Raw genomic sequence first — 12,755 nt, forward strand, 5'->3', positions numbered from 1 at the left:
ATGCATGAACAATAATGATGATAAATTAAAGAATATATTAAAACTAAAAGAAGAATTGGAAAAAGATTTAATAAAAAAAGGAAAAATAAAAAATAAATCAGAAAAAAAATCAAAAAAAGTTCAGGATCTAGAACAAATGAAGATCATAAAAGAAAAAATTACAAAAGAAGCAAATCTTGTCACTGATAAAACTTTGTCAATATTTGATATTAATTCACAAGACTATGATTCTTCAGTAATGGACGTTATAAAAACATTAAGAAAATTTCTGATAAACGAAAAATCTCCTGAAAAAAGAACATTATTCTTGGCGTTATTAAATATTCTAGAAGGCAAATCTGAAAAAAATAAAACCTTACTAGAAAACCAAAATGATGTTATTTTTAAGTATAACTATCTTCTCTCTAGAATGTATAATCGAGAGGATGTAATAAAAGAAATTATACAATTTGTTAAAAATTTTCCAGATTCAATATACCCATATCTTCTTCTATTAGAATATTATCTAATAGAAGGTAATTACTCTAATTTTTCTAAAATATTATCTTTAATTTCAAAAATAGATGATTTTTTCAAAATCATTTATCAAGTTTATACAAATACTTTAGAAGATGTTGGAATTGTTAAAAATGCGGTAATGCATAAAAAATTTACTGAACTTTTGTTATACATAATAAAGCAAAAAAGTTTGGAAACAGAAAATACGAAAAGCTACTGTCTAAATGTTAACTACAGTAAAAAAGAGGGAACAATTCCAAATCCAAAGGAATATTGTATAAAAGCCAATTTTGCACAAGCTGCGTGGAGCATAGTTAATAATAGAAAATTTGATGAATCAAAACTCAAAATTTTTGAAAAAACTCCAGAATATAATCTATTTTATGGATTTTATTATTTAAATAAACAAGAATTAGAAAACGCTAAAAAATATTTTGAAAAGTTCGAAAACCAGGTTGAAAATGTATCAGTCAAAATTATTGCAAAAACAACCTCATACATTGGTATAAGGCAATTCTATCAAAATATTAAAAGCAACATTTTCAAAGAAGAAAAAGGGAAAATATTAGAAATTATAAAAAATTATAATTCACATGATTTCATTGTTGAATATTTTGACCCTGAAATCGTAAGGCTTCTTTTTGCAGAAAAACATTGTTGTATAGTATATGGAGGAAATAAATGCTAAAACAAAAATTTATTATCTTTTTATTGCTTCTTTCAAGTATTTACTTTTCAGAATTTATTTTTTACTCTTCAAAAAATTTTGAAAAAAATTTCGAAAATAAGTTTTCATTTAATATCATGTACTCTTTTTCTAATTGGAGTAATAATTTTGTTGTTTTTCATGGAGATGGAAATGGATATCCAACAAATCCAGCAGAAAACGTTTTTTATTTGTTTGACAATGTAAAGCCATTTATAGAAGTTAGTCTTTTCTACAATTTCCAAAATCTTGTATTGTACACAAATATTCCTTTTCAAAAAGAAATCATATCAAAAGTAAAAGATCCTTCTACCAATTTTTTCTTGGTAGATGGAAAGCCCACTTTTGATATGAATGGTCCAGAAAATTTTCTCTTAGGTTATATATCTGATAATGTTTTCCTTGGAATTGGAAGGTTTCCATTGCATTGGGGAAATTCAAAATATCCAATTTCAATATCAGATACAACTTTCCAAGATAACATTACTTTTTCAACAAAAAATATTTTTTTCAAATATACATACCACTTGATATCTTCCTATCCACTTCTATCATCATATGAACAAGAAATTCAAAGAAACTATTTTGAAAAACATACCCCATCAACAAATTTCTTTGAACCTGTAAAAACTATCGCTGCTCACAGATTCGACTTTTTCATAGACAATTTCAGAATTGGAATTGGTGAAATAAATGTAGTTGGTGGAAAATTTCCTGATATAATTGACATAAACCCTCTAATGTTTTTTCATAATACTTACGGTGAAGGTTTTTCAAACGTATTATCTTCAATTGACTTTAATGTAAAAGTTAGCAATATTTCAATTTACGGTGAATTTTGTCTTGATGATATTAATGGCCCAACCGAAGTTGGGTCAAATTATAAACCAGATGCTTACGGATACAATTTTGGAATGTCTATAGGCTATAAGCCATTTAATGTATGGATTGAGTATGACTTTACAAGCGAATGGATGTACATAACAAACTATTTACCATATTTAAGGGTTAACGTTAGACATTTTTACATAGATAATAATTCTTTCCCATCAAGAAGTTTGATGGACTACCCTCTTGGTTTTAAATATGGACCTGATGCTACTATGCTTAGTTTAGGCTTTTCTTTTTCAAAAAATGATTTTAAAATTTCAACAGAATATAATTTTCTAGTTAAGGGTATGGTAATAGATGATAGTAGTGGAAAAATTAGGTGGAAATGGTTTTGGGATAGCTGGAGTGGCAATGTTAATCCCACACCAGAATCTTCGGTGATAAATACTTACGATCAAGTTTATAACATTTTTAGTCTAGAAATTGGTTATAAATTTTTATCACTTAAAAGTTTATTTGTAAATAAAAACTATTTTATCAATAAAAACTATTTTATCTCTTTGCAAGTTAATTTTTAACTAAAGGAGGAATTAGATGCTTTTTACTGTTTCTTTTTACATATTAAACATCCTTATAAGCCTTATAATTGTTCTTTTTGGAAAATACAAAAACGAAAAAAGAACAAACTATTTACACGAAAATAGAAATCCAGAGTATAACCCACTTGTTACAGTAATAATTCCTACATATAACGAAGAAGATGTCATTGAAAATACAATAAAAACAGTTGAAAAAAGTAGCTACAAAAATATAGAAATAATAGTTGTAGATGATAACTCAAAAGATGATACATTTAAAATTGCAAAAAGTCTTGAAAAAATTTATCCAAATCTTAAAGTTATTCAAAAAAAAGGGGAAAAAGGGAAACCTCAATCAATAAATGAAGCTATGGAATTGGCAAAAGGTGAAATAATTCTATTAATAGATGCCGATGCAAGAATTCCGGAAAACTATATTTCATCGCATATATTTTGTTTTTCAAATGACAAAGTAAATATGATTTTTACAAATTTTGAACCTTACAATTTCAAATTTAAACCGGTATATATAATTCAAGAATTATATTTCAACTTTGTAAAAGCAATATTTTATTCAAACATATTTGTTAAAATGATATTCATGGGAAATGGTGTATTTTTTAGAAGAACCCTCTTAGAAAAAATACTACCAATAGATCCTGACACGCTTGTAGATGACTTTAGTATGGCAACAAAACTTTCTAAAATGAAAGTAAAAGAATATTATTCAACATACCCTTTTATAAAAATTCAATATGCAACTAACTTTAAAGACCTATGGAATCAGCATAAAAGATGGTATGTTGGTGGCTTCAGAGAAATGTTCAAAAGATTAAAAGAAGGAAATATTGCATTCCTATTTTACTACCTTCTTGTAGGTTTAATAGTTTTCTTACCAATAATCTCTATAGTATTAGATATTTTATTTAAAATCGGAATGTTAAAAATCACTGCTGGATTAATTATCGCTGTTTACATACTCATGTGGGTTAGTTCACTTGATAGCCGACAATTTGGTATATTTTCTTTTCCTTATTCTTTTTTATTTGTTCCACTATTAATAGTATTTGAATTTTTAGTTCTTTTAGTAAGCTACATTCTCGGACCTTTTAGTAAAGCTGTTGAATGGTACAAAGTAAAAAGAGTCAAAGGATAAAAGGTGATAAAATGAAAATTTCAATAATTGTACCAGTTTTAAACGAAGAAAAAATCTTGGAAAATACCTTGAAAAGTATTATAAATCAATCTTACAAAAATTTCGAATTAATAGTTGTCGACAATGGAAGTACTGATAGATCAGTTGAAATAGCATCCAAGTACACTGATAATGTTTTGTTTGAATCAAAAAAAGGATCAATTCACGCAATGTCTAAGGGATTTAAAAATGCAACAGGTGATATACTTGTAACCTGCGATGCTGATAGTATATATCCTAAAAACTATTTAGAAAAAATAGTAAAAATTTTTATGAAAGACAGTAAAATTTGCGCTGTTTATGGCCCATTTTCGTTAATTGAAGAAAATAAGTTCAAAAATTTCCTTACTATATTATTCTACATCTTATTAGATTTTCTATCTAGATTATTTACAAAAACCTACATAGTTGGTGCGGCAAATTTTGCAATAAAGAAAGAAGCATATGAAAAAGTTGGAGGCTATGATACTAAAAGTAATCTTGCTTCACAAGATTTTAGGCTTGCAAAAAAGCTTTCTAAAGTTGGAAAAGTAAAATTCGTTCCATCACTAGTAGTTAAAACTTCAAATAGGCGATTAAAGGAAGAAGGATTCTTTAAGTCAATGAAAAAAGCTTTTAAATTTTGGGCAGATGTTGCTTTTAATATAAACAAAATAAAATATGATAACTACTATAGTAAGGAATATTATAAAAAGAAAGGAGTAAAAAATGACAAATAAAGATAAAAAAACGGTCACTATAGGAGTTATTCTTTCAATAATAATTTCTGGAATTGTAATATTTTTCTACAGTTTTTCACTTAACAAAAATATCTTATTGAGTATTTTTTCAAATTTATCATTTAAAAAAATACTTTTTTCAACTATACTTATGATCTTAAGTTTTGTTTTTGATGGAATAAAACATTATATCGTTTTCAAAAGTCTGAAACAAAAAATTTCATTAATTTCATCTATAAACTCCTGTTTTGTAACAGGATACTTTTCTGCTGTTACCCCTTTTTCTGTTGGTGGTCAGCCCTTTCAAATTTATTACCTAAATAAAAAGGGAATAAAATCAACATATGCTACACAAGTAGTATTTTTAAGGCTATTCGAAATGATCTTACTTATGTTTCTCGTTGATCTTACCTACATATTTATATTGAAAAATAACGTCATCGGAATTTCAAGAAATATAATAGCTTTAGGTTTAATCTTAACATTGCTTTCTTCAACTGTTATATTATTTAGCATATTATTCCCGAAAATATTTATAAAAATTCTAGAAGTTTTCAAAAAATCTAAGTTTTTAAACAGATTAATAAAATTTGAAAAATTAGAAAATTGGTTTATAGAATTAGATGAAACTATAAGGTACATTCTTAAAAATCATAAATTACTTATTGCAATAGATTTTGTAATGATGTTTGCATTACTAATTTTTCAAAGCTATGTTTTTTACTATTCTATAAACATATTCACAGAACTCAACATTCCATTTCTGCACTTTTTTGCAATTGTAAATATAATCAATGCAGTGGCATTTTTAGTTCCAACTCCTGGTGCTAGTGGTAGCTTTGAAGTAATTTACTCTCATGTTCTTTCCTCATTTTCAAAAAAACCATCATTAATTGTCAATGGTGTTTTATATTTTAGATTTCTCTCATATTATCTTGTAATTCTTATCGGAACATTGGTCCTTATTAAATTTTTAAAAATAAAAGAAAACAATTAACCTACCCTTTCTTATCAATACTACTTAAATAAACAAAAATACTAACAAACCATGAAACAAGCAAGCCTATTGAAACAAGCTCTCCAAATTCTTTTAAAAGCTCTCCTTGGGCTAAAATAAAACTTCCAAATGCAATTATCGTAGTTAAAACAGAAATAGTTACAGCTTTTTCTGTCTTCATAATACTATCCCTTCCATGAAGTATACTGTGTGATAAATGAACCATACTATCTACACCAATTCCAAGAAAGATTGGAATTATTAAAAGATTTAAAAATGTTAAATCTATTTTTAAAGCCACATAACCTATACCAATGGTAGCTAATATTGAAAGAACCACATAGAAAGTCACTTTCAAAGACTTTAAAAAACTTCTTAAATCAATCAAAAGTGTAATTATTATCGCTAAAAACACAAAATATACCGCTTTGCTTGTTGAATTAATTAAATATACCATTACTTTGTAAAATAATGCTGGATATCCAAATACCTTTTTTCCTTTAAGTTCTTCATCAAAAATCTTTTTTAAATTGTTATCTTTCCACAATGCAACTTTTTCTTTTGCATATAATAAATAATATCTAGTATTATTGGTATCGTAGAAAAATAATGCTGGAATATCTTTTTCTATACTTGAAATAACATCATCGTATGTTTTGGCTGTTCTTAGCAAACTCAAAGTTTCCAAAAGGCTATTATACAAACCATACTTTTTAAATACCACATCTAATATAGGCTCATTAATAACCTTGTAAACCGTCTCATAAAAACTCGGCCTTATTTCTTCCAGTTTTTCAGGCTCTTCAACAAACGAAAGTAACGAAAAAGTATTTGAAAAATACTTAGAATTTTCTATCTCATTTTTAATTTCTTTCAATTCATCTATACTTTTTGCAGCAATTACAATTTGTCCAACACCAAATTCCCCAAACTTTTCTTCTGCAATTTCAAGAGCTTTAACGGCCTCAGAATTTTCTGGTACAAGTCCTGGTGGAGTATAGGAAAAATTCTTCACAGCAAGGTATGAAAATGCTGAAAAAATAATAACTGCAAACCATACAAGTACTTTTATAGGTTTTATTCTTCTAAGTATCTCTAAAAAACTTGAAAAGTACTCTTTTTTAGGAATATTTATACTTTGTAGAAATCTTGAATAAAAAGCAGGAACCAGAAAGTTCATATAAACAAAAAATATCATTACACCTATTCCAGAAGATATTCCCATTTCCTGTAAAGGCTTTGAAGGACTGAGAGCAAGTGCTAATAAAGCAATGGAAGTAGTTATTGCAGAGACAAATGAAGGGGTAAAATTTTCCTTGAAAGCTTCAACAATACTTTCATTTGTCTTTCCATATATTCTCAAATTCTCATGTATTTTTGCAGTTATATGAATACCATAATCAATTCCAAGTCCAAGAAGCATTGCATTCACAAAAGAAGTAATAATATTAATTTGTTTAAAAAGTAATACTATAATCCCAAGACTTGTACCCATAGCAAGTATCATTGAATAAAACATGAATAACATAGTCTTAGAACTACCGTATGAAATTAATAATAGAAGTGATATACCAACAAGAGAAACAATTGTTGTAATTTGAAAATCTTTTGTTACTTGCTTGTTTCCTATATAATTATTCATCGCAGAACCACTAAATAGAATATTTGCCTCAAACTCTTTTGATAATTTGCTAGCTATATTTTTTAAATCTGGAATTGCTTTGTTTAGAAAATCAATATCCGTTACTGGCTTACTCATGGAAAAATTCATTAATATTACATTTCCATCATTCGAAATTAAATAGTATTTTTTTATACCACTTCTTGACAAAAAACTATTAGCATATTCTGAGACCGTAGAAATAGCTATCCCCAAGTTTCTCCAAAATCTAAAATCTATAGCAGACCTTGGTTCAACATTTATAACTGCATTGTAGTAATTTAAAACATTAGTCAAACTATTTTCATCAATCGTGAAAATTCCATATTTTAGCATCGTTTCAGGATCGTCAAATGCTTCTGCTTTTGATATATAAGGTGTTTTTTCAAATGCTTCCTTTAATTTTTCAACAAACTCATTCACATTGATTTTTTTATTTTCTAATTCAATAACTAAAAGCAAGGTATTTGAAACAACTTTTTCATTTGTAAATTTAACCATATCTTTAAATTCCGGAATTTTTTCCGGAGCAAGTTCTGTAAGTTCCGCATTAACTTTTAAATTTAACAAGCTATATATCCCAAATAGTAGACCAATTAGTGATAGTATAAGAATAAAAAGCGAGGACTTTTTTATTAGAAACTTTGCAAATCTTTCAATCAACTAATTCACCCCCAAAATAAAGAGCGAAAACGAAAAAAGTCTTAAAAAGGTTATATATTTTCTTGACTCATATTCAAGATTATAATAGTTTGAAAACAAAAAGGGGATAAAATACGAAAACCTCGAATCAATTGAAATGTGAAAATGAACTCCTAAAATGAAGAATAAATAGCATAACAGTGGAGTAAATGAATAAATCCATAATCTTGAAATTTCAGAAAATAAAAATTTCTTACCTTTTATAGATGAAAACAAACTTAAAACCAAAAAGTAAAAAACAAAAAATTTTACTACAAAGGGTGATAAAGTAAAATAATTTACGTGTAATATAAACGATGAAAAAACATACACAAGCAAAAATTCCAAAAAAACTATTAATTTATATTTTTCATTTTTCATATATTTTCACTCCATACTTTTTTAATAACTCAATGGAAATAGAATTTAAATCTTTTGGATCTAAAAACATTTTCTTGCCTTTTAAAGAGTAAAACAATATTTTTCCAAATTTTTCATCACTTTTTGCAATTTCCACAATCGGCATGTAATAAAAAACTATATCTTTAAACTTCAAGACTTCAATTTCAGAAGATCCCCACCAATATTTCTTAGATATTGTTTTTTCAAGATAATCTACATTAAAAACCTTCAAAAAATATTTAACTTCCTCAAGCTTTTGTATACTTTCTACTAAGAAAGGACTTTTACCATATATTTTTGTTTCAGATAAAATCTTCTGCAAAATAAGCTGTTTTTTCAAGTTGGAGAATAAGTTACTATAAGGATTAGTAAAATAAAAATAAGGTGGAGATTGTATCTCTACAATCTCCATATTTTTTTGATATACAAATGCAATAGTTAAAATCAAAGCCAAATTTATTAAAGTAATTAAAAACGCAACAAATGCTATTTTCATCTTTTTTCAATAAAGTACTGAATTGCTCTTTTTATATAAGGATCATCTAAATTTACCTCAGTGATCTCTTTTGTATAGTCTACCACTTCTTCTTCATGGGCAACATTATCTGTTGCTTCTTGTGTTACGTAAATATTCGGTTCAATACCAACCCTGTGAATATCATTCCCACTTGGAGTCTTATAATGTGCAATTGTAATAAACAATACTCCACCATTACTTAGTGGAAACCCTTGTTGAACTGAACCCTTTCCAAATGTTTTTTGGCCTATAATCACAGCTCTATTATTTTCTTTTAATGCTCCCGTAACAATTTCTGAAGCTGAAGCTGAACCACCATTAACAAGAACAGCTACTGGAACCTTTGGAAAATCATTTCCTTTACTTACGTAGCGCTCCACACTTCCAACTCTGGGTTCCACTGTAACCACTAATTTTCCAGCATCTAAAAACATACTTGCAACATCAATAGCACTATCTAGATATCCTCCAGGATTATCCCTTAAATCAAATATTAACGCTACAACACCTTTTTCATAAATTTTGTTTAATGCTTCTTCAAGTTTCTTAGAAGATGGTTGATTGAACTGTGTTAGTCTAACGTAACCAATCCTTCCTATTTGAGTTTCTACAAAACCGTATTTTACAGGAGTAATCTTTATTATTTCCCTTGTGATTTCAAATTCCAAAACTTCTTCTCCACGCAAAACTGTGAGCTTAACCTTTGTCCCAGGCTCTCCTCTCATCCTATTAACAGCTTCAATATAACTCATTTCTTGAACCGAACTTCCATCAACACTAATGATTAGATCTCCCGCTTTTAAACCGGCTCTCCAGGCGGGTGTACCATACATAGGACTTATTATCTTTATTGCTTTGCTATCTGCATCGTATGTAACTTCAATTCCAAGTCCACCATATTCGCCTTTATTTTCAATTTCTTTTTCTTCATATACATCTTTGTTGTAATAATAGCTAAAATCATCACCTAATCCTTTAACAAGACCATCTATACCATAATCAATTACCTTATTAATATCTGCTTTATCAATTTCATAATAATAATTTAATATATAATAAAGAGTTTCTGCAAGTGGTGTCAGATTATCCTGAAAATTTTTATCCGTTGTAGCACCCGATAAAATAATAGTACCAACTAAAATAGAAATAATAACAGCAGTTATAACTATAAAATTCTTCTTTTTCATTTAATACACCTCCTACTTTTTAAGGACCTTGGTAGCAAACACCAAATACGTTGTATGAGCCACCATTCTATCGAAAGGTCTCAACCTTTCAGGATTTGGCTTGTATCTTCTCATAAGATTTTCCCAAACCTCTACATCTATAAAAGGATATTCGTATAGCTTTTCCAAAACCTCTTGAACTTGATTTGTAGTAGGACAGATTATTCCCATCTTTCCTCCACCTTTTAATGCTTGCCAACATTGTTCAATATAATTGTGCGGATCAGGAACATCCAACATTAAAGCATCAACATTTACTTCATCAAAACCTCCTGAAATATCCCTTAATTTTAGCTCCACATTGTCAACTAATCCCCAATATTCTAAATTCTTTTTAGCTAAGTTGTAAAAATCTTCTCTTCTTTCATAACCATATACTTTCCCTTCTTTTCCGACAATTCTTGCAAAGGCCCCACACATCGCCCCACTACCAACGCCGGTATCAATAACTCTATCGCCAGGTTTAATATCAAGTTTAAATAAAATATATGATGCATCTTTTGGATATATAATTTGAGTTCTTCTTTTCATATTGAAAATTAGATCAACATAAGTTGGCTTTAAAATATAAAAGACCCTATTATTTTTCCCAAAGACAATTGTATCTCCATATTCCTTTCCTATAAGCTCATCCATATCAACATGTCCAAGATGTGTCCCTTTCTTTTTACCCGCCTCAACTGTAATAATAATCTTACTTCCATCATCTCCATACAGTAAAACCTTATCTCCTTCTTTAATCAAAATATATTCCTCCCTAAAATTCTATTTTATAACCAACCTCTAAAGGAATCGTCCCAATTTTTTCATTCTCAATATAATATACAGCATATGAAAATCCTACAAAAAAGTTATTAAAATAATATCTGACACCAGCTAAAACTGAATAGCCAATAGAATTAAGTTTAAAATCACCTGCAAATACTGCTCCACCTTTTCCATAAGTTGTAAAAACACCAAATGATGTCTTTATATTATATTTTCCAAAACTTTGTAATACAAAATTATTTGTTCCTATATAACCAATAGATATTCCAAATTCTGTATCATTATTTACAGTTAATGGAAAATCTAAAAAGACACTGTAAAAACTACTAGTATTTGAAGAATCTATTGTAAAATTCCATCCAGCATATGGTTCAAAATCAAAAGAAAAAGCAAAAGATGCAAGGATAACTAACAAGAAAAAGTGGAACTTTTTCATAAAATCATCCCCCTATATCATTCTTTAACTGCTGAATTTTTTCTGTATCAATGTAAATCCTTTCAAATGTACTATCTCCAACTGTTATACTCAAAGGGCGTTTGGTTAGTGTTGGAATATCTTTAAACCTTACACTGAAATTACCAAGAGAATAAATTAACTTAGCAATTGAAGGAGCATTTAAAGTAGTCTCAGGCCTTAATTCTTTTAAAATCGAATTCAATTTAAAGAAATCGAATATTTTTAATCCTCTCTCACTCAATACATTAAATAATTCATCAAAACTGCTTGCATTTATATTGAGCTTTTTTGCAGCACTTGCAATCTTGCCAGAATCAACTACTACATAATATTTATAACTTGAATCTACATTAAACATTTCACCAAGTATTTTTAAGGCAAGTATTGGACTTGAAAAATTAATTTCCTGTTTCTTTCTTGGATCAAATGTATGATTTTTTATCTTTAAAATATTGACTGTTCTTTTTGAACCATTGACAATAACATAAAAACCTTCTTCATTAGACTTGTCAATAAACAAATATTGACTTACATAAGAAAGATTAAATTCTTCGCTATTTTTAACGGAATAAACTTTCCAAAAAAACGCACCTACAACCCCTGCTATTATAACTAAAACAAGCACTATCCAAATCCATCCTGTATTTCTTCTCCTTCTTCTCATATTGAACCTCCCTTTCTCTTCCTTATCAATGCATTCCAGGATTCTATACTTTCTTTTAAAATAAATAAATTCCTCTCAATAGCATAAATTAACTTGTTTCTAAGAACCTCAAAATATCCCATTTCAATATCTTTAAATGCTATTTCTCTTAATTTATTAACATTTGGATAGTTTCTTGTCTCTTCCAATGAATCAGCTAAAAATAAAAGTTTTCCATATATTCCAAAATTCTTATAACCAGATGTATGATATCTAACAGCATCTAAAAGTTCTTCATCTTCAACATTAAATCTAAATCTTAAAAACTCAGCAGCCAGTTTGCCATGAAGTAATATTGGATGTAATTTTTCTTCATCAGTTAAAATCAAATTATACCCTCTTGCAAGTTTTAAAAGTTTTTCTTGATTGATATCTCTAAAAATATCATGTGCATATCCAATAAATTCTGCAATATTTTCATCTAACCCATGAACTTTTGCAAGAGTTTTTGCAAACTTTGCAGTTCCTTCAACATGTAAAAGCCTATCTTTGCTAACAAGCAAATTTACTACATTCTTTATTTCATCTATATCTACTATCAATCATACACCTCCTTGTAGACATTTTCAACTGTATAATACCTTTCAATATACTCAACAATACTTTCAATACTTTTATATGCTTGAGATTTATTTATACTTACCAAAGAAATACCCAACGTAATAAAATCTTTTGAATCCTGATCAGCAATTTCTACAATAGAAATATTAAAATTACTTCTTAAATCATTTATTAGTCTTTTAACAATTGATCTTTTCTCTTTTAAAGATTTAATACCAAATATTCGTAAAGTAATCTCCAAATAACTAGCAGGCAT

General features: G+C 27.9%; 14 protein-coding genes. 5 read left to right on the forward strand and 9 right to left on the reverse strand.

Going from position 1 to position 12,755, the window contains the following annotated elements; translation table 11 throughout:
• Positions 1–4: 4 nt before the first annotated feature.
• Genes EO083_RS05165 through EO083_RS05185 form a run of 5 tightly spaced genes read left to right on the forward strand, consistent with a single transcriptional unit; the run spans position 5 to position 5,524 of the window.
• Entirely contained in the window at positions 5–1,186 is a 1,182-nt protein-coding gene (locus tag EO083_RS05165; protein WP_126993110.1) for a hypothetical protein, read from the forward strand.
• Positions 1,180–2,613 (forward strand): hypothetical protein, encoded by a 1,434-nt coding sequence (locus EO083_RS05170; protein WP_126993111.1) that lies wholly within the window; start codon positions 1,180–1,182, stop codon positions 2,611–2,613. Before EO083_RS05165 ends, EO083_RS05170 begins: the two co-directional genes overlap by 7 nt.
• A 16-nt stretch (positions 2,614–2,629) precedes the next feature.
• A complete protein-coding gene (locus tag EO083_RS05175) occupies positions 2,630–3,769 on the forward strand; it encodes a glycosyltransferase family 2 protein (RefSeq protein WP_126993112.1) in 1,140 nt (379 codons plus the stop codon).
• An 11-nt stretch (positions 3,770–3,780) separates the two neighbouring features.
• Entirely contained in the window at positions 3,781–4,527 is a 747-nt protein-coding gene (locus EO083_RS05180) for a glycosyltransferase family 2 protein (protein ID WP_126993113.1), read from the forward strand.
• Complete coding sequence (locus tag EO083_RS05185; RefSeq protein ID WP_126993114.1) at positions 4,517–5,524, forward strand: lysylphosphatidylglycerol synthase transmembrane domain-containing protein; 1,008 nt, start codon at positions 4,517–4,519, stop codon at positions 5,522–5,524. Before EO083_RS05180 ends, EO083_RS05185 begins: the two co-directional genes overlap by 11 nt.
• Position 5,525: 1 nt before the next feature.
• Here the strand turns inward: EO083_RS05185 and EO083_RS05190 are convergent, their stop codons facing one another.
• From EO083_RS05190 to EO083_RS05230, 9 genes are read right to left on the reverse strand one after another with little or no spacing between them, the layout of a single operon-like run.
• Complete coding sequence (locus tag EO083_RS05190) at positions 5,526–7,847, reverse strand: efflux RND transporter permease subunit (protein WP_126993115.1); 2,322 nt, start codon at positions 7,845–7,847, stop codon at positions 5,526–5,528.
• Complete coding sequence (locus EO083_RS05195) at positions 7,848–8,246, reverse strand: hypothetical protein (RefSeq protein WP_126993116.1); 399 nt, start codon at positions 8,244–8,246, stop codon at positions 7,848–7,850. It abuts the gene before it with no gap.
• Positions 8,236–8,763, reverse strand: coding sequence for a hypothetical protein (locus tag EO083_RS05200; RefSeq protein WP_126993117.1), 528 nt, complete (start codon positions 8,761–8,763; stop codon positions 8,236–8,238). Before EO083_RS05200 ends, EO083_RS05195 begins: the two co-directional genes overlap by 11 nt.
• Positions 8,760–9,971, reverse strand: coding sequence for a S41 family peptidase (locus EO083_RS05205; RefSeq protein WP_126993118.1), 1,212 nt, complete (start codon positions 9,969–9,971; stop codon positions 8,760–8,762). Before EO083_RS05205 ends, EO083_RS05200 begins: the two co-directional genes overlap by 4 nt.
• A 12-nt stretch (positions 9,972–9,983) precedes the next feature.
• Positions 9,984–10,754: a tRNA (adenine-N1)-methyltransferase gene (locus tag EO083_RS05210; RefSeq protein ID WP_126993119.1), complete on the reverse strand. Its 771-nt coding sequence runs from the start codon at positions 10,752–10,754 to the stop codon at positions 9,984–9,986.
• 13 nt (positions 10,755–10,767) lie between these two features.
• Positions 10,768–11,214 (reverse strand): hypothetical protein, encoded by a 447-nt coding sequence (locus EO083_RS05215; protein WP_126993120.1) that lies wholly within the window; start codon positions 11,212–11,214, stop codon positions 10,768–10,770.
• 4 nt (positions 11,215–11,218) lie between these two features.
• Entirely contained in the window at positions 11,219–11,899 is a 681-nt protein-coding gene (locus EO083_RS05220) for a hypothetical protein (RefSeq protein ID WP_126993121.1), read from the reverse strand.
• A complete protein-coding gene (yqeK, locus tag EO083_RS05225) occupies positions 11,896–12,480 on the reverse strand; it encodes a bis(5'-nucleosyl)-tetraphosphatase (symmetrical) YqeK (protein ID WP_126993122.1) in 585 nt (194 codons plus the stop codon). Before yqeK ends, EO083_RS05220 begins: the two co-directional genes overlap by 4 nt.
• Complete coding sequence (locus EO083_RS05230; RefSeq protein WP_126993123.1) at positions 12,477–12,755, reverse strand: DUF503 domain-containing protein; 279 nt, start codon at positions 12,753–12,755, stop codon at positions 12,477–12,479. Before EO083_RS05230 ends, yqeK begins: the two co-directional genes overlap by 4 nt.

This window comes from Thermosipho globiformans (assembly GCF_003990895.1).
Lineage (GTDB): Bacteria > Thermotogota > Thermotogae > Thermotogales > Fervidobacteriaceae > Thermosipho > Thermosipho japonicus.